A 17619-nucleotide genomic window follows, 5' to 3' on the forward strand; every position below is an offset into this window, starting at 1 on the left:
AGCCCCCGCTGAAAACATGCGAGGGACGGTTGAAACATGGGTCAATTCTCAATGGAAATATTACGCTGCGCCGGGTCAGCTCTCAGTGGAAATCAACACCCTTAACCCCGTAAATCGTACCGACGAGCCCTGCGAGCCCTCCGCCCAGAGAGTGGCCAGTCAACGTTATGTCTGCGCTAGAACCTCCGTTTGCTGTCACGGTCGCCAAAAGGTTCTGGTAGTAGGCAATAGCTGCGTTTACGTCTGCTGCCTCGTCGGTGCCACCACCGATCGTCCATCCATTCCACAAATCGCCATCAAAAAAGTTGCTGCCGAATACGGTTGTGGTGCCGCGGTATGCGATTTCGTATTTGCTGCCGTTCGAGTAGGTGACTGCCCCGAAGTCGTTGCTTCCGATATCTTGATAGGTCGTCCTTGTCCAACTTCCCAATCCTGTTGACGCGGAACCATCCAATGCCGCGTGAGATCCAAAATCATAAGCGTTCATCGCGAGAATTGCATTCATCAGGTCATCATTCATAAATCGTTCCTCCGAAGATAGTTGACTAGATTTTCCATCAAGCTGTAACCAAAGAAGTAGTTTGGTAGGTTTTTGAGTGCCCCCTTTCCCGCGTAACGGTCGAGCTTATTATGAAATGATGTCACCCAGGGAAGGTAAGCGTCGACACTACGCGTTACGGGATCGTCCGTTATTTGAATTGTTGCGTTAATGAAGCGAGCATTTGGACCACCTACTTGCGCTATATTTTTATAGTCGACGAATTCTATGGAGTACGGATTAGTGAGATCGGAGAACGTAATAAGCTGGGGGAGCCATGGTTCACCGACTGTAAAGGCCTTGCCGGCCCACGCGGTTAAGGTGCCACCAGGCGGGTCGTGCGGAAATGCACGGCTGGTGACCTCTCCATTGTACTCAATTAGTGCGAAGACGATGCGTCCGTTTGGAAACCTGATTGGTAAGGCATCCCCCTTTACGGCGATGTGGCTACAGTTCGTCTCAATGACCATGCACGGAGGCTGGTGGATCGTCTCCTGTATCACCCCGCTTTCGACAAGCGGACGCCCGTCCACCTCAAAATTTAAGGTGAGACGATACCGATAGGAATCCGTGACGTAAAACAGATCACGTGTAAGAATAATGCCGGCTACGGCAGCAGCCGTGACAAGGGCGCCGAGCGTAAGAAGTACGAAAAGTGTCCGCGTCATGGGGCCCGCCCTCTTGCTGCGGGGGGTTGAGCACAATTGCCTAAGGTTTCGTTGACGAAATCGCTAGGCGACTTCTTTGGGGGATAGGCTATGGGCTTGCTAATCCAACCGACCCAAGTCAGTACAGGCGGAAAGGTTGGGCTATCGATGGCCTCCTCGTACATATAGTCCACCAGATTATCGGCTTCTGGTCCGATTAGCCGTAGCTCAAAGGGGCCAAGGCTGTACGAAGACGGCCCCCCGGGTGGCTGTATGACGGAGTCCGAATAAGTGCTCAGCTTAAGGTACTTTGCAGGAAGCTTGGCGGGGCCGAGTTCCCGCCCTGTTTCGCGATCGAGCGAAACCAGTGGAGCTCCTGTGTACCTTTCCCCGAGAAGCTGCTTGTTCCATATTATTTGCAGCGGGCAATCTATGAGGGGACTGCCAGATAAGGTGGACCCGTATGCGTTCATAAAGATTGTGTCAGGAAGCATATTGCTCATCGGACGTTTTGAAAGGCCCGCGTTAAAGCGCGTCAGCTCAGCTCTGCGCCAATCTGCGTGAATTCTCGCCGCCTCCCATGGTAAAAATGGAAGAAGCAGCATGGTGACACTGGCAATGGTCGCCCAGCGCCATCCGCGCCTTATAGCCTTCCGAATGACGTCGATCGCCACGCAGACGTAAACGATTGTCGGAAGATAAAGAATCAGCAGTCCGCCGATTAAGATCAAATACACGGGACATCGCCGGGGATCTTTGACGCGTGCGAAATAAACCGACGAAAATGACTGCAGCTGCCTGGCAGCCCTTTCGCAGAACGAAAAGGTTCGGACATCGGTAAAGGACTGAGCGCTAAGAAAGAGATCATATGTTCCCTTTATCGTGCGAGGTAGAAGCGCATTTGCCCAATGCCAGGTTCACAAATTCCACCGGTTCCAACCACCTAGGCTGCAGCGGCGGCAATCGGGAAACAAAGAGCCAGCCCCCGGAGGTTAAAACTGGCGGGAATGCCGGCTTCATGATGCGCTCGTCATATTGGAAACCCGCCAGACTGTCTTGGTTTGGTCCGATAATCCGCAGCTCGTAAGGCCCGTAAACATCGCCCGCGGAACCTCCCGATATACTCTGCTTCACACTGGGGGGAGAATTGAATTGCAGGTATGTGGTGGGGAGGCTGGCCGGTCCTAATTCCTTGCCGCTTCCTGGGTCCAGTTCGACGAGAGGGGGGCCTTCATACTTAATGCGAAATGCGGCGAGACGTTTGTTCCACATCACGCGTTCGATGCATTTCAACCGCCCGCCACCTGCTAGCCTTGTTTCGTAGCTGTTAACTTCAATCGCTCGCGGAACGAAGTCAGGCATCGGCTCGACTTTGACACTAGCAATGGCCTCAGATATTTCCGCATACCGCCAATCCGCCTGAATTCTGGAGGCTTCCCACAAAAGCAAAGGGAGGGCCAAAAAAAGCCCAACGCGGAGAAAGGCGGGTCTCGCCGCCCATTTTCTCAGATGCGATGCGATATAGAGCCCGACGCAGACGTAAACAATCGTGGGCAGATAAAGGATTAGAAGACCGCCAAGCAAAATGAGGTACACGAGCCACCCGACTAAGTGTGAAAGAACGCGGTTGATTTGCACATGCGCTGTCGGCGATTGGGAAGGCCCAGCCGCGAAGTTGAGGAATGGCAACGTTCGTTGCCACTATTGTCGTCGTGGATTTTGCATGCCCGGGCCAAACGCCTACTGACGAGTGAACCCCAGGCTATAGTGTTAGAAACGCTTTGCCGTTGGCTCAAGAGGTCGCTTTAAAAGCCCGGCAGTTCGTAATCGCTCGCGATTTGTTGCGGTTCAAGAACGCTAATATGCAACATATCCTTGTGTCAATCGAACTTCATCTTGTCATTCAACGCAGCGGGGACCAGGAATCCTATTCTGGTAGAAAATAGCCATAATAGCGCTCGCGCAGGTCGGGCATGTAGCTGATTTTCAACACATATATTTAATTCGGAATGGATGGGGCTGCGTTGACTTGTCGCATCCTCTGGCGCTCATGCAATCGCATGCGGTACGCTCCTGAACGAAAGCCACAAACCACAGGTCCAGGATACTCGTCTTTCGCGCGAGTTCTACAACCGTCCGAACAGATCCTGAATGTTCTTGGATCTGTAGATGCCGCCGTGTTGAAGGGGAAGCGATGGCGAGAGTACTCTTCACATGGGAGTTGGGAGACAACTTCGGCCATATCGCGCGCGACTATCCGGTGGCTAGCCGCTTAAGGGCGCTTGGTCACTCGACGATGTTCGCCTCGCGAAATCTTGCCGACGCGGTAAAGCTACTCGGTCCCAAGGGCTACCAAGTCCTACAGGCGCCACGCCTATTGCGACAGACGACCAAAGACCGCCCGGCAAGCTACGCCCAGATTTTGTTAGCCAACGGTTATCACGGTGAACTGCTCAATAAGCTTGTCCACGCGTGGCGGCTCGTGATCAGCGAAGTTGATGCTAACGTGGTCGTGGCCAATCATGCTCCTACTGCAGTGCTTGCCGCGCGCTGCATGGGCCTCCCGACGGTCGCTACGTGCATTGGGTTTGAACTCCCTCCCGACGATCCCCAGACGTTCCGAGTGTGGGAGCAGCAAGATCAAGCGCGTATATTTGAATCCGAGGCTCGTGCGCTGGATGCCATCAACAGCGTTTTGGCAAGTTTTCGAAGGACTCCTATCACGGGCCTTGCAGAACTCTTCTCTACAGCCACCGTGCTTATGACGACGTTCGCCGAGCTGGATCATTACGGACCTCGCCGGCTCGAATACATCGGTCCGGTCTCTGAGCTGCCTGCCGCCGGACAGACGTCAGTTCCACTCAAAGCAAACGAAATCTTCGGTTACCTTCGCAAGAGTGTTCCGAACCTCCGCGCCATACTGGATGCACTGGAGGTCCTTCCAGAGCATTCTCTCTGCGTCATTCCCGGTGATAAATCAAGCGACTGGCGCGGTCGTCTTTCTATTACCAATGTCCCGCAGGATATCGATGTCGTGATGAGATCGGCGCGGCTCGTTGTCACTTACGGCACAGGAACACTTCATGATGCTTTGCTCGCGGGGCGGCCGCTCCTCCTTTGCCCTCAAAATGCGGAACAGTACCTGGCGGCACGGCGCGTGATAGAAATGGGGGCTGGCTTGCTGCTGCCACCACGCCTGGATTCCTGGAGCATCAAGGATGTGTTAAGGTTGCTACTTGACCAGCCCAAGTTCACCGACGCTGCCGCGAATTTTTCAGCTAAGCGGAAAAGCTACAGCAAAGACGCTGCCGTGAACCGAGTGGTTGATTCGATCTTAGCTCCGCTTTAACGGGCCAGCGGGAGTGTCGTGGTCGTTGCGGCGATGGAATCGAACACGTCAGTCGGGCGCCAGAAGTAATAGAACGTTAAAGTGGTTTGCGGGTCGGCGGTTCATATCCCATCAAGGCGAACTCTACTTTGCCGGGCCGACGAGGCTAAGCTTTCGCAACACTTCACGCGGTGCGGGCATGCGCCACACAGTCTGGAAACATTCCACCACATTGCGCGCTGTGACGGCCAGACCAGGCAGCGCTACCCAGGCAGGAGCCAGCCGGCCCAGTAGGGCTGTTACGACGATGGAGGCTGCGGTTTCGCCCTGGCGGAAAGGTTGCTGGGCGGCGATAGCAACCAGCGGTTCGCTGGCGGCGAGGCCGATGGCAGCCTCATGGCCGAGATCCACCGTCGCCATGGAAATCCTGCGGCCCATTGTTTCGAGAACCTGGGCGGCCGTTATCGCCGGTGTGTCCCAGACGACAAAGAGGCCGGCAAGCCCGGGATGGGCCTCGGCGAGGCTTCGCGTGGTCTTCGCGGCGTCCGACAGGGCGGAGAACCGCTGCACACGCAGCGTCACGTCCGCACGGTTGATCTGCATCCATTTCACGAAGGCGATTTCGCGTTCGTTCGTTGCAAAGAAGTCGGCGTCATAACCGAGGACGCCGACTTCCGCCCCTTCCGGCAGATATGGTGACAAGCCATCGGCCGCGATCTTGCCAAGCCCAAAGTTGTCTGCAGAGACCAGCGAGATATAGTCCTTGCCGGGAAGAAGGCCGGTCGGGACGTTGTCGAGCAGGACGAGGTTTATGCCGGCGGCAGCCACCCTCGCATGCGCTGCCGCCACTTTGGAATTGGCGACGGGCAGCGATATGATGGCGTCCGGGGCCTCGCCGATCAGCCGATCCAGCGCCTTTATCTGAACATCCGGCGTGAAGGCGCAATCGACGACGTCGATGACCGCCACCCCGCATTGGCCGAGCATGCCGACGATGCCGGAAAGCTGCTGCTTGGCCCAGTCGCTCTCAAGCGTGTGCAGCACGATCGCGACGCGGAAGCCGCTTGCCCGTGCGCGCGTCATGTCTTCGGGCAGAAGCAGCACACGTTCGGGCGCCGATGCCCGCTCTCCGTGAGGGCCAAGACCAGTAATCGTCATTCCATCCTCCTCACACGTCCGGCGGTCGGGCAATGTCTCCCCCACTGACCTTCCGCCGTGCAATCTCGTTTTTCATGTGCTGGAAAAGCGGATGCGCCTGCGGCTGTCCCGCCATGATCCACTCTCGCAGCATGGGCGCCGCAAATAACCCTTCAGTCGCAACGATCGCTGCGCCGACAAGCCCGGACGAACTGCCCATCTGGGAGCGGATGATCTGCAGATCCCGGCTGACGAGTGGATGGCAGGCGCCGTAAATTGCCTCCCGCGCAGAGGCCAGAAGAATGTCGTTGGTCTGCGCGATCGAGCCGGATAGCACGATGAGCGCTGGATTCAGCATGTTGGCGAGCGTCGCGACAACCTGGCCGATCAGCCGGCCGCTCTGGGACAAAATCTCGATTGCCGCCGCATCGCCGATCTGGGCGGCCTGGGCGACTTCCAGTGCGGTGATGTCGCCGCCGCGCCGGGCCAGCTCGGCGAGGACAGGGCTCGCTCTGCTTTCCGCAGCAAGCTTGCCGTCCTGGGCGATATGATCCGCTCCTGCCATGGCTTCGAGGGTGCCGGTCCTGTCGCCCATCGTTACCGGTACGGAGCCGATAAGCCCGACCGTACCCTGGGCGCCGCGAAACAGCGTGCCGTCACTTGCAAGTCCGGCGCCGATGCGTTTTCCGACCTTGACCAGCAGCATCGTGCCTTTGTTTCGTCCCGCACCGGCATGGAGTTCGCCCATCGTCATCGTTTCGACGCTGGAGCGAAGCCAGACCGGAGCATCGAAGGCATCAACCAGCGTCTCGACTAGCGGAAAGCTCTCCCAGCCGGGCAGCACACCCGGCGTGGCACGCTGGAAAAGCGCTTCGCCGCCGTCTGACACCGCGCCGGGAACGGAAATGGAAATGCCGTAGAGCAGCGGATTTGAATGCCGTTCGAGAATCCAGCGAAAGAGCGTCACCAGACGTTCGGCAAGGGCCGAGACCGGCTGGGCAAGCTCGGTCGCTTCGTGATGTTCCATGAGCAGGGAGCCAGAGAGATCGGCAATGCCGACGCCTATCGCTGTCTGGTCGAGCGTTGCAACGAGAATACGGCCCCGATCCGCTGAAAAGCGCACGAGGCGCGGTGCGCGGCCGCCGGTGGCCGTGCCGAGCTCGCTTTCATCGATAAGGCCGAGTTCGCCAAGGGTGCCGAGGCGGTCGGCGACGATGGCGCGTCCAAGCTCGCTATGTCGCTCGATCTCCTGGCGAGTGGTGGCTTGCTCGGTGCGAACGAGGTTGAGGATATCGACGAGGCTGGGGGCAGCTGTTTCGGAGACGCGTGGACGGCCTTTGCGGCGGGAAGGCCCATCAACGCCCTTGGTCGCCGTTGTCGGCATGGTTCTTCCTTTCCAGCGACTTCGCCCTCACTTCCTTGATAAAGCGGTTTGTTTCGACTGGCAACAACCAACTTTTGTATTAAATCAGCAAAAGTTTTGATTGTTTTGCATATAAATAATTGACATACGATTTTTGTAGACGTAAGACATCGGCCACATCATGACGGTCACTGGGAGGAGGCGCCGATGTCGAACTTCAAGCTCGCTTATCATGCGAACTGCTGGGGCAGTCTGGGCGGGGATGCCGTCGGCGTAACCTCGATCACCAATCTCGCTTACCGGACCTTCGGCGACATGCGCCGCGCCTTCGCCGATATCGCTGCAGCGGGATACGAGGGCGTCGAACTCTTCGACGGCAACCTCCTCGATTTCAGCGCCGAGGAGATGCGTACACTGCTCGCCGACAACGGGCTCACGCTCGTGGCCACCTATGCCGGCGGCAACTTCATCTTCGATGACATTCTTCCAGAGGAGCTGGCCCGCATCGTCCGTGCGGCGGATCGCGCCGCGGAACTCGGCGCGCCTCATCTGGTCGTCGGTGGCGGCGCCAAGCGCTTCGACGGTATTCGCGAGGCGGATTATCACAAGCTGGCGGCGGCACTCGACCGGGTGAAGGAGATTGCTGAGGCACGCGGCCTTACCGCCCATTATCATCCGCATCTCTCGACGATCGTCGAAGGGCCGGCGGAAGTGCGCAAGATCTTCGGGCTCACCGGCATAGACTTCTGCCCTGACACGGCCCATCTCGCAGCTGCCGACGGCGATCCCGCCGCACTCATTCGCGAGCATGCAGCGCGTATTTCCTACGTGCATCTCAAGGGTTTCCAGAAGCAGCCCTTTGCCTTCACGCCCATTGACCGTGGCGACATCCAGACCGACAGGATTGTCGCGGCTCTTCGGGAGACCGGTTTTGCCGGCTGGGTTTGTACTGAACTCGATTCATGGCCTGATCCGCTTGAAGGAGCGAAAGCGAGCATGGCCTATCTCAAATCGGCCTGACAGCCGCGACCGGGGCTGGAGCCCCACTTTCGGGAGGAGAAAGTGATGATAACGAGACGATTCCTGTTGGGCACAGCCGCTATGGTGGCGCTTGCTCTTTCACATGCCGCACCGGCCTTTGCCGATCCGGATACCGCACTAGCCGAGCTTCAGAAAACAGTTCTCTCCAAAGGGCCTTCAGGCGAATCCCCATCCCCGGCCTCGGACGTCAAGCTGACCGATGAGGAGCTGGCCAAGATCAAGGCCATGAACGCGACGGCAGCCATCGTCATGCACTACGGCGGCAACGACTGGTCGCGCGCTCAGATCAACGGCCTGCAGACACAGTTCGCCGCCATGGGCATCAAAGTTCTTGCAGTGACCGACGCCGGTTTCAAGCCGGAAAAGCAGGTCTCCGACATCGAGACCATCATGGCGCAGAAGCCGAGCATCATCGTCTCGATCCCGACGGATCCAACGGCGACCGCTGCGGCCTACAAGGCGGCTGCGGAGGCAGGCACCAAGCTTGTTTTCATGGATAACGTTCCGGCCGGTTTTGCCGCGGGCAAGGACTACGTATCCGTGGTGTCGGCCGACAACTATGGCAACGGCGTCGCCGCCGCCCATCTCATGGCGAAGGCGCTAAATGGGGAAGGCGATATCGGCCTGGTTTTCCATGCTGCCGACTTCTTCGTCACCAAGCAGCGCTACGATGGCTTCAAGGCGACGATCGCGTCCGACTACCCCAAAATTAAGATCGTAGCCGAGCAGGGTATCGGCGGACCGGACTTCTCCGGCGATGCGGAAAAGGCGGCGTCTGCGATCCTTACCTCCAACCCGAATATCAAGGGCATCTGGGCGGTTTGGGACGTTCCGGCCGAAGGCGTGATTTCCGCGGCGCGCGTTGCCGGTCGCGACGATCTGGTCATCACCACGGTCGATCTCGGCGAGAACGTCGCGATCTCTATGGCCCAGGGCGGTTTCGTCAAGGGGCTTGGTGCCCAGCGGCCATATGACGCCGGCGTGGTCGAAGCCAAGCTGGCCGGCTATGCGCTGCTTGGCAAGCAGGCACCCGCCTTCGTCGCGCTACCGGCCCTGCCGGTGACGCGCGAAACCCTGCTCGACGGCTGGAAAGCTGTTTATTCAGCCGAGGCCACCGACAACATCAAGTCAAGCCTCGGACAGTGAGTGACGAGGCGTGGGGCAACCAGCGTGCCCCGCGCCTCATGACATGATCCGGCCTTGGCCGGGAGATGGAACGCGGCTCGCTGCAGCCGACCCCTTTCAGGAGAAAACCGATGACCAAAGTGATGAACGTCGCCATGATTGGCGGCGGCTTCATGGGCAAGGCGCATGCCATGGCCTACGCCTCTATGCCGATGTTCTTCTGGCCCGCACCGGCCATTCCCCACCGCAAGGTCGTCGTCGATGTAACCGACGGCATGGCAGAGGAGGCACGCCGGCGCTACGGCTTCGAAGAAGCGTCCTCGGACTGGCGCGCCGTTGTCAATCGGCCGGATGTCGACGTCGTCGATATCTGCACGCCGAACAACGTGCATGCCGAGATCGCTATTGAGGCCGCGAAGGCCGGAAAGCACATCATCTGCGAAAAGCCCTTGGCCCGCACCGTCGAGGAAGCGAGGGCGATGCGCGACGCGGCAAAGGCGGCCGGCATCGTTCACATGGTCGCCTTCAACTACCGCCGTACGCCGGCGGTGGCGCTCGCCAGGAAGTATATCGAAGAGGGCCGGATCGGCCGGATCCTGAATTTCCGCGGCTCCTATCTGCAGGACTGGTCGGCAGACCCTGACTCACCGCTTTCTTGGCGCTTCCAGAAAAAGATTGCCGGCTCCGGCACGGTCGGCGACATCGCCACCCATGTTGTCGATCTCGCTCACTATCTCGTGGGCCCGATCGCCGAGGTCAACGCGATCACCACCACCTACAACAAGACGCGGCCGCTGCAGCAGGGTGGCGTCGACAAACTCGGCGCGGCGGAGAAGGCTACGGACGCCGAACGCGACGAGGTGGATGTAGACGACGAGGTCGTCTCGATGCTTAGGTTCGAGGGTGGCGCCATCGGCAGTCTCGAAGCCACCCGCAACGCCTATGGCCGCAACAACTTCATCACGCTGGAAATTCACGGAACGAAAGGCTCGATCCACTTCAACTACGAGCGCCGCGACGAGCTTCAGGTGATGTTTGCCGACGACCCGGCGGATGCCCGCGGCTTCCGCACCGTCTATACCGGCCCGGCCCATCCCTATGGCAACGGCCTCTGGCCGATCCCCGGTCTCGGTATCGGCTATTCTGAAACGAAGATCGTCGAGTGCTACGATTTCTTCTCGGCCATCGCGAAGAACCGGCAGCCGAGCCCGAACTTCGAGGACGGCATGTTGACGGAACTCGTCGCCGACGCCCTTATCCGTTCCGGCGAGACCGGTCTTTGGGAGAAGGTGGGATGAGTGCGAGCGCCGCTGCCGTCCGCATGACCGGCATATCCAAGACCTTTGGGGGAGTGCGAGCGCTTGACGACGTTTCCCTCGAGGTCATGCCTGGCGAGGTGCATGCGCTGCTGGGTGGCAACGGCGCCGGCAAGTCGACGATCCTCAAGGTGCTGAACGGGGTGCATCGCCCCGACAAGGGCGCCATCGAGGTCGGTGGCGTGCCGCTTACGACGCATACGCCGGAGGCCTCGCGCGCCGCCGGCATTGCCATGAACTACCAGGAAATGAGCCTAGTCCCGACGCTGACGGTTGCCCAGAACATCTTTCTGACGCGCGAATACCGCGTCGGCATGGGGCTTATCGACGACCGGGAGGCCGAGCGGCGCGCGGCGGAGCTTTTCGCGCTGCTCGACGTCTTCGTCGATCCAAAGGTGGTGGTCGGCGATCTCGGCGCCGGCCAGAAACAGTTGACGGAAATTGCCAAGGCAATCTCGCAGGACGCCAAGGTGCTGGTGCTTGACGAACCGTCGACGGCGCTCGCCGTTTCCGATGTCGAGCGGCTCTTCGTCTTCCTGCGCAAGTTGAAGGCGAAGGGCGTGGCGATCATTTATGTCAGCCACCGCATGGACGAGATCGCCCGCATCGCCGACCGCGCGACAATCCTGCGCGATGGCCGTCACGTTATCACCGCACCGCTCAGTGATTTACCGATCGATACGATGATCGAGCATATCGTCGGCCGGCGTTCCAAAGGGCTGTCGGACGTCGAGCGCGGCACGGCTGTCCGGGGCGATGTGCTTCTGGAACTGAAGAATGTCAGCGGCCGGCACAAGCCGGAGAACATTTCCCTGACGCTGCATCGCGGCGAAGTGCTGGGGCTTGCGGGGCTTCTCGGTTCCGGCCGCTCGTCGCTAGCGCGGGTGATCGCCGGCATCGACCCGGTCGTCAAGGGCGAAATCCGCATCAAGGGCCGCGCGGTGGCGATCCGCAAGCCGGGCGATGCTATTGCTAAGGGTGTGGCGCTCGTGCCGGAAGCACGCGCCACCCAAGGCATCATCCCCGCCCATTCGGTTGCCTCCAATATGATCCTCGCCGTCATCGACCGGCTTTCCGCACGCGGCCTCGTCGATACAAAGGCGGCAAACGAGCTGACCGACGCGCAAATCGAGCGCCTGCGCGTCAAGACGGCGAGCCGCGACCATGCCGTCTCGACGCTTTCGGGAGGCAACCAGCAGAAGGTGGTCATCGGCAAATGGCTCGCCACCAACCCCGACATCCTCATTCTCGACGAGCCGACCGCGGGCATCGATATCGGTTCGAAGTCCGAGATCATTCGCCTGGTGCGTGAACTCGCAACCGCCGGCAAGGGCATCATCATGATCTCATCGGAACTCTCCGAACTTTTGACAGCCTGCGATCGCATTCTCGTCATGTCTGAGGGATGCGTGCACCAGGATCTCCCGCGCGAGGCGCTGGAAGATCCGTCCGTGCCGCCCGACGACCTTGCTCACCGTCTTCAGGCCGCCGAACAGCGGCTCCAGATCGAAATCCAGAAGGCCCTTGCGGTTCAGGAGATATCCCATGGCTAACGCCTTCTTCGCCAACTGGCGCCAGAACATCATCTATATCGGCTTTGTCGTCATTTTCATCGTCTTTGCGGTGACGCTGGCTGACAAAGGCTTTCTCAACCCCAACAATCTGCTGAACATCGTGCGGCAGACGGCGATGATCGCCGTCATGGCGATTGCGATGACGTTCGTGCTCTCGGCCGGCGAGATCGACCTTTCGGTCGGTGCAGTCGCAGGTCTCTCGACCGTGACCGTCGCGATGGCAATCGCCGCGGGCGGGCCGGTTGTCGGAGTCGGCGCGGGCATCGCCACGGGGCTTGCCGTCGGCATGTTCAACGGCTGGCTAACCACCCGTATCGGTATCCCGTCGTTTCTCACCACGCTCGCTATGATGGGCATCGCCAAGGGCGTCGCCATGTGGATATCGGCGACAGCCGCCGTGCCGATCCTGTCGCCGGGCTATTCCTGGCTCTTCGGCGGCGGCAATTTCGGGCCGGTGCCGGTGCTGCTTCTCTGGATGGCGGTTCTCGGCGGTATCGGCCATATCGTGCTGCGCCGTTCGGGCTTCGGCCGGCGGGTGCTGGCCACCGGCGGCGGCGAGACGGCGGCGCGTTATTCCGGCATCGACACCAAGGCGATCAAGTTCAAGGTGCTGGTCCTGTCTTCCTCGGCGGCAGCGCTTGCCGGCATGCTTTATGCTGGACGTCTGCAATCCGGCCGTTTCCAGCTGGGCGAGGGCGATGAACTCTCGGTTATCGCGGCGGCGGTGCTCGGCGGCACGAGTCTGTTCGGCGGCAAAGGAACGGTTATCGGCACCATCGTCGGCGCCCTGATGATCGGCCTCATCAACAATGGTCTTATCCTGATGGGTCTCGAATTCAGCCAGCAGCTGATCGCCCGCGGCGGCATCATCATTCTCGCCGTCGCGCTCAGCCAGAAGCGGAGCTGATGCGATGATCGTTTCTCTAATTGCAACGCTGACAGCCCGTCCGGAAACGCGGGAAGAGCTTTTCCGCCTTCTCGTCGATCAGGTTGGACCGACCCGGGCCGAACACGGCTGTATAGACTACAACCTTCATATCGATGCGGCCGATCCCTGCGTCTTCGTGTTTTACGAAAACTGGAAGACGCAGGCGGATCTGGATGCGCATATGGACATGCATCACCTCAAGCCATTGCTAAGCCAGATCGACCGCCTGCTCGCCAAACCTATCGACATGTGGCGGCTGTTGCCGGCATAATCCACGGGGATCGTGTGGTCGCAACGCGACTGACCAGAACGACGACGCGGCCTGAGTTGCTTGCGGAACTGAGCGCGACCGCCTATGGCTCTGGTGCGCCTGGATCGTCACTCTCCGGCTTTGAAAAAAAGGGTGCCCATCACCTGTCCTGCGAAGCGTCGATGGCCTCCCGCAAAGCTTCGGAAAGCTGCTGTCGCGTGTAAGGCTTCGCAAGCGGCCGGAAGCGCGACGTGGCGCCGATACGTTCGATATCCGCATAGCCAGATGCCAGGACAACGGGGAGGCCGGGATACAGTGTCATGATCTCGGCCGCCATCGCGTGGCCATCGAGTGGTCCTGGCATGACCACATCCGAGAAAACCAAATCGAACGGACTATCCGTTTCCAGTATCCGCAACGCTTCCGTTGCATCGGCCGCGCTTGTCGCGAAATAGCCGAGAGACATAAGCGTCGCGGCGGCAAATTCTCGCACCATCGGGTCATCTTCGACGACGAGAATGCGCTCGCTGCCGCCATGCAAGAGCCCGTTTGGTATCATCTCGACAGCGGTTTCGGTGGACGCCAGCCTCGGAAAGTAAAGGGAGACGGTTGTTCCTTTGCCTGGCTCCGACGCAATCTCGATCCGGCCGCCTGATTGCCGCATGAAACCGTAGACTGTGCTCAGGCCCAGGCCGCTTCCCTTGCCGAACGGTTTCGTGGTGAAGAAAGGTTCAAAAGCCTTTGCGCGTGTGTCCTGGTCCATTCCAAAGCCGGTGTCGGAAATCCGGATCACGACGTTGATGCCACTTTGTGCCGTCGATATCGTTACGTTGCCCCCATTAGGCATCGCATCACGGGCATTGATGCAGAGGTTCATGAGAGATGCTTCCAGCTGCGCGGCATCCGCTCTCAATTGGCCTGCTCCCGGATCGAGCTTAAGATCGAGGACGATCGTTCCGCCAAGTGCCGTCGAGAGAAGGCCCTCCAATGCCCGAATGGAGCTGTTGATATTCAGGGCCGCTGGTTCGAGAGGCTGTCGTCCCGCGAAGGTGAGAAGCTGGCGCGTGAGGGCGGCGCCTTGCTGCGAGGCTTTATGGTTTAGCCGCGCTACCGCTGAAAGTCTCGGATCGGCGATTTCGTCGGCCAGTGTTTCCGCCGTCCCGATGATGACCGTCAAAAGGTTGTTGAAATCATGAGCGACGCCGCCCGTCAGTTGGCCTATGGCTTCGAGCCGCTGCGCCTGCAGCCGCTTTGCCTCGTTCAGCCGCGTCTCGGTAACGTCGCGGACGCCGCCCACCATCCGGGTTGCCTTGCCTGCGGCATTGCGGATGATGTGGCCTTGGTCAATGACCTCGGCATATGTGCCCGTCCCGCGACGGAAGCGGTACTCCTCCATCCAGGTGACGGCCGCCTTGCCTTCAATTGCCGCGAGCACACTTGATATGACCCGGGTGCGGTCATCGGGATGGATCTTGGCTTCCCACTCCCGAAAACCATCCTCGACCGGGACGTCGGCATGCCCGAAGACGGATGCAATGTTGTTATTCCACTGCACATGACCGGTGGCAACGTCCCAGTCCCAGACCGCGTCCGTCGTCATCATGGCGACGATGGCGAAGCGTTCCTCGGTTTCCGCTAGCTGTTCTTCAGCATGCTTCCTGTCGGTTATATCTCGGCCAGTTGCAACGAAGTGTGTCGCGCGTCCATCGGAACCGACAATGGGTGCGATGCTCATGTCTATCCAATATTCGCGGCCGTCCTTTGTATAATTGAGCAGTTCGGCGCGAACCGCTTTTGACCGCGCTATCGCTCTGTCGATCCTTTCGATGCTCGCCGCGTCGGTTCGCTGACCTTGGAGGAACCTGGGGGAGCGGTTGAGTGCGTCCTCCGGCGAGTAGCCGGTGATCCTGACGAAGGCGTCGTTGACGTAGACGATCGCTTGCCTGCCTCCCGTCTGAGATTCGGCTTTCGTTATGATCACGAAGTCCCCGATTCTCGAGATCGCCATTTCGAGGAGGCGCAAATGTTGATCGGCCGCATGCCGCTGCGTTACATCCCGAAAATAGACAGTCATCCCCGCCGGTCCAGGATAGGCGGTGACCGAAAACCATGCGTCGAGAGACTCGTAAAACACTTCGAAATCGGCCGTCCTGCCTTCGCGGGCCGCGTCCTCGTAGTGCTGACGGATGGATCCTGAGGAGGCCTCTGGAAATTCGTCCCAGATCGACTGACCCATAAGTGTTGAACGCGGGCGCTCAAGCAGGCGTTCGGCCTGATGGTTAAGGTAGGTGAAGCGCCACTCGGCGTCGAGCTGGAAAAACGCATCGCTGATGTTTTCCATCGACTCGGCAAAACGCCGCTCGAGGTCCCGGGCCGTCTTCTCAAGCCGCTTGCGCTCGTCGATGTCCTGAAGGGCACCCTGCACCCGGCAGATCCGATCCATGTCATCGCGGATCGCCACGCCGATCGCGCGAACCCATTTGCGGCGTCCCGTGCCATCGATGATCTCGACCTCGATATCGTAGGGCAAGCCGGTCGCGACGCAGGATTCGAAGTGTCGCGTGATCGTGTCCCGCCATTCAGGAGCAAAATAGCCGATCGCTTCATCTATGGTGACAGTCTTGCCCTTTGGTATCTCGTGGATCGCCCGGGTTTCATCCGACCATTCCATTTGCCTGTCCGGCAGGTGCACGACCCATCCGCCGAGTTTCGCGACCTTGCCGGCAATCTCCAGAAGTGGCTTATTTTCATGGAGATCGTGCCTGGACCACGCTCCATTTCGACGCAGTCGCCAGGCAACGAACAGAGCGGCGCCGACGAGCCAGAGCCAGATCGGCAATCGCGACCACGCGAGAACGAGAGCCGATACGCCTCCTGCCACCAGTCCGGTGGAAAACCGATCCGCTCTCCACTGCTTGAGACTGGTCACGAAACAGCGAAAGACATTGCCTACGATTGCGTACCCCCTTTGCATGGTCCGTGTTTTCCCTAAATCGTCATCGAATTCACACATTCGATAGTATGCCAAGGCGCTGTAATCCATGGAAAACTTAGGCGCTTTAACCTTTTTTAAATTTGGTGCGACAGTCGCTTAAGAACAGGCCGGTTTAATCGATGCATTCAACTGCCAAGGCCCCACTTTTTCAACGACGGAGGGGGGGCCAGGCAAGCATTGAGGTCAAGCTGTGAAGTCCAACATAAGAAAGACCTATCTTAGTCGCGTCCAATCCGATTACTTCACCCGTAAATGGTATCGCCGAAGCGTCACGCTCTTCTGCACTCTGCTGTTCGCGGCAAAATGGATGCGAAAGGCACAGACCATTCGTTGCCTCGTGCTCGAAATCAGTGAGGGTGGCGCTACGGTGCGAATAGGAAAAGCGGAGATTCCAAACTTCGTCTACCTCGTCTTTGGCAGATTTGACGTCGTTGTTGGCAGCATCGTCGTTCAGCGCGATCCTGGCCACTTACACCTTTGCTTCCTCAAGCAACTGAGGCCCGATTTCGTCAATCGATTGTCACGCGTTACATCCCCGTTTGCGACCTTGGAAAGCCTTAACCCGATAACCATATCAGGGGGTGAGAACACGCAGCGAACGCTGCGTCCAAAGCCTCCTTCGTCCTATGGCGACCGGAGCGGAGGCTTGGGCCAACCCACCAAGCATTCGAGAAAACCATGAACATAATGATCATCGAAGATCAGCGCGATGTCGTTGAAATGTTGCGGCTAAACTGGTCGGATTCTCGGGATCGGCTCGATTCGCTTGCGACTGCTCGACAGGCACACCGCTTTATTCATTCCAATGAACTCGCTGCCTATGACTGCATACTCATCGATATCAATCTGACCGACGGGTGCGGACTGGAGCTGCTTCGCGACTCGCGCGTTCGGTCCGACATTCCCATCGTCATGATCTCGGGCGCCGGCGATGCAGATAGCCGGGCTGACGCCATCAGTGTCGGCGCAGACGACTATGTGATGAAACCCTTCAGTGTGAAGGAACTGCGCGCTCGCGTTCATCGGCTCCACGAAGCGCGCCTGGCGCGCAGCGCGCCACGGCAAAACCCTTCGTTCAGGATCGGCAATGTCGATTGCGACATCAGTCGCCTGTCCATGGATTTTGGGGGCGCCAGTCAGGCTCTGACGGCCCTTGAGGGACGGATACTCCAAGTCCTGCACGCCAGTATCGGCGAAGATTGCCCGAAGTCGAGCATTGCACGCCAAGCCCTCTTTCGCGAATACGACCCCCGCGACAAGACGATCGACGTCTACATCAACCGACTGCGCGGCAAGCTTGCGGAACTCGATACGGCAAGCGGCAAAGCCATCAAGACAATCCGCGGCGTGGGCTATCGATTAAGCGATGTCCAATAA

The 17619-nt window shown here is 59.1% G+C and carries 14 protein-coding genes; 8 read left to right on the forward strand and 6 right to left on the reverse strand.

Translation table 11 applies throughout. The features are described 5' to 3' along the window. Positions 1-82: 82 nt before the first annotated feature. The 3 genes from ACQZ5H_RS30280 to ACQZ5H_RS30290 all read right to left on the reverse strand — a co-directional run bounded on the left by ACQZ5H_RS30280 (position 83) and on the right by ACQZ5H_RS30290 (position 2781). Positions 83-520 (reverse strand): lipase family protein, encoded by a 438-nt coding sequence (locus ACQZ5H_RS30280; RefSeq protein ID WP_449099960.1) that lies wholly within the window; start codon positions 518-520, stop codon positions 83-85. Further along, complete coding sequence (locus tag ACQZ5H_RS30285) at positions 517-1206, reverse strand: hypothetical protein (RefSeq protein WP_449099961.1); 690 nt, start codon at positions 1204-1206, stop codon at positions 517-519. The genes ACQZ5H_RS30280 and ACQZ5H_RS30285 overlap by 4 nt, the downstream gene beginning before the upstream one ends. Before the next feature lie 843 nt (positions 1207-2049). Then, complete coding sequence (locus ACQZ5H_RS30290) at positions 2050-2781, reverse strand: hypothetical protein (protein WP_130279820.1); 732 nt, start codon at positions 2779-2781, stop codon at positions 2050-2052. A gap of 598 nt (positions 2782-3379) precedes the next feature. Here ACQZ5H_RS30290 and ACQZ5H_RS30295 point away from each other — a divergent pair. Beyond that, positions 3380-4534 (forward strand): nucleotide disphospho-sugar-binding domain-containing protein, encoded by a 1155-nt coding sequence (locus ACQZ5H_RS30295; protein WP_130279821.1) that lies wholly within the window; start codon positions 3380-3382, stop codon positions 4532-4534. Positions 4535-4657: 123 nt separating this feature from the next. On the opposite strand, the gene ACQZ5H_RS30300 is transcribed toward ACQZ5H_RS30295, so the two are convergent. Continuing rightward, positions 4658-5671: a substrate-binding domain-containing protein gene (locus ACQZ5H_RS30300; protein WP_449099962.1), complete on the reverse strand. Its 1014-nt coding sequence runs from the start codon at positions 5669-5671 to the stop codon at positions 4658-4660. A 10-nt stretch (positions 5672-5681) separates the two neighbouring features. After that, on the reverse strand, positions 5682-7034 hold the full coding sequence (locus tag ACQZ5H_RS30305; RefSeq protein WP_449099963.1) for an ROK family protein: 1353 nt from the start codon (positions 7032-7034) through the stop codon (positions 5682-5684). 186 nt (positions 7035-7220) lie between these two features. Here ACQZ5H_RS30305 and ACQZ5H_RS30310 point away from each other — a divergent pair, with 186 nt between their 5' ends. From ACQZ5H_RS30310 to ACQZ5H_RS30335, 6 genes are all read left to right on the forward strand, one after another. Further along, positions 7221-8033: a sugar phosphate isomerase/epimerase family protein gene (locus ACQZ5H_RS30310; protein ID WP_449099964.1), complete on the forward strand. Its 813-nt coding sequence runs from the start codon at positions 7221-7223 to the stop codon at positions 8031-8033. 45 nt (positions 8034-8078) lie between these two features. Further along, positions 8079-9200, forward strand: a complete 1122-nt coding sequence (locus ACQZ5H_RS30315) for a substrate-binding domain-containing protein (protein WP_449099965.1) — start codon at positions 8079-8081, stop codon at positions 9198-9200. Positions 9201-9310: 110 nt separating this feature from the next. After that, positions 9311-10477 (forward strand): levoglucosan dehydrogenase, encoded by a 1167-nt coding sequence (locus ACQZ5H_RS30320; protein ID WP_449099966.1) that lies wholly within the window; start codon positions 9311-9313, stop codon positions 10475-10477. Beyond that, entirely contained in the window at positions 10474-12048 is a 1575-nt protein-coding gene (locus tag ACQZ5H_RS30325; RefSeq protein ID WP_449099967.1) for a sugar ABC transporter ATP-binding protein, read from the forward strand. Before ACQZ5H_RS30320 ends, ACQZ5H_RS30325 begins: the two co-directional genes overlap by 4 nt. Then, complete coding sequence (locus tag ACQZ5H_RS30330; RefSeq protein WP_449099968.1) at positions 12041-12976, forward strand: ABC transporter permease; 936 nt, start codon at positions 12041-12043, stop codon at positions 12974-12976. Before ACQZ5H_RS30325 ends, ACQZ5H_RS30330 begins: the two co-directional genes overlap by 8 nt. Before the next feature lie 4 nt (positions 12977-12980). Beyond that, positions 12981-13268 carry a putative quinol monooxygenase gene (locus ACQZ5H_RS30335; protein ID WP_449099969.1) on the forward strand — a complete coding sequence of 96 codons (288 nt, stop codon included), beginning with the start codon at positions 12981-12983 and terminating at the stop codon, positions 13266-13268. Between the two features lie 139 nt (positions 13269-13407). On the opposite strand, the gene ACQZ5H_RS30340 is transcribed toward ACQZ5H_RS30335, so the two are convergent. Then, positions 13408-16290, reverse strand: coding sequence for a PAS domain S-box protein (locus ACQZ5H_RS30340; RefSeq protein ID WP_449099970.1), 2883 nt, complete (start codon positions 16288-16290; stop codon positions 13408-13410). Positions 16291-16929: 639 nt separating this feature from the next. Here ACQZ5H_RS30340 and ACQZ5H_RS30345 point away from each other — a divergent pair. Further along, complete coding sequence (locus tag ACQZ5H_RS30345; protein ID WP_449099971.1) at positions 16930-17619, forward strand: response regulator transcription factor; 690 nt, start codon at positions 16930-16932, stop codon at positions 17617-17619.

This window comes from Rhizobium sp. 21-4511-3d (assembly GCF_053522545.1).

Bases quoted from the DNA above. Each gene is read 5' to 3' on its own strand.
- ACQZ5H_RS30285 (WP_449099961.1), bottom strand. From the start codon at position 1,206: ATGACGCGGACACTTTTCGTACTTCTTACGCTCGGCGCCCTTGTCACG.
- ACQZ5H_RS30310 (WP_449099964.1), top strand. From the start codon at position 7,221: ATGTCGAACTTCAAGCTCGCTTATCATGCGAACTGCTGGGGCAGTCTG.
- ACQZ5H_RS30340 (WP_449099970.1), bottom strand. From the start codon at position 16,290: ATGGATTACAGCGCCTTGGCATACTATCGAATGTGTGAATTCGATGAC.
- ACQZ5H_RS30330 (WP_449099968.1), top strand. From the start codon at position 12,041: ATGGCTAACGCCTTCTTCGCCAACTGGCGCCAGAACATCATCTATATC.
- ACQZ5H_RS30280 (WP_449099960.1), bottom strand. From the start codon at position 520: ATGAATGATGACCTGATGAATGCAATTCTCGCGATGAACGCTTATGAT.
- ACQZ5H_RS30320 (WP_449099966.1), top strand. From the start codon at position 9,311: ATGACCAAAGTGATGAACGTCGCCATGATTGGCGGCGGCTTCATGGGC.
- ACQZ5H_RS30325 (WP_449099967.1), top strand. From the start codon at position 10,474: ATGAGTGCGAGCGCCGCTGCCGTCCGCATGACCGGCATATCCAAGACC.
- ACQZ5H_RS30300 (WP_449099962.1), bottom strand. From the start codon at position 5,671: ATGACGATTACTGGTCTTGGCCCTCACGGAGAGCGGGCATCGGCGCCC.
- ACQZ5H_RS30335 (WP_449099969.1), top strand. From the start codon at position 12,981: ATGATCGTTTCTCTAATTGCAACGCTGACAGCCCGTCCGGAAACGCGG.
- ACQZ5H_RS30345 (WP_449099971.1), top strand. From the start codon at position 16,930: ATGATCATCGAAGATCAGCGCGATGTCGTTGAAATGTTGCGGCTAAAC.
- ACQZ5H_RS30295 (WP_130279821.1), top strand. From the start codon at position 3,380: ATGGCGAGAGTACTCTTCACATGGGAGTTGGGAGACAACTTCGGCCAT.
- ACQZ5H_RS30315 (WP_449099965.1), top strand. From the start codon at position 8,079: ATGATAACGAGACGATTCCTGTTGGGCACAGCCGCTATGGTGGCGCTT.
- ACQZ5H_RS30305 (WP_449099963.1), bottom strand. From the start codon at position 7,034: ATGCCGACAACGGCGACCAAGGGCGTTGATGGGCCTTCCCGCCGCAAA.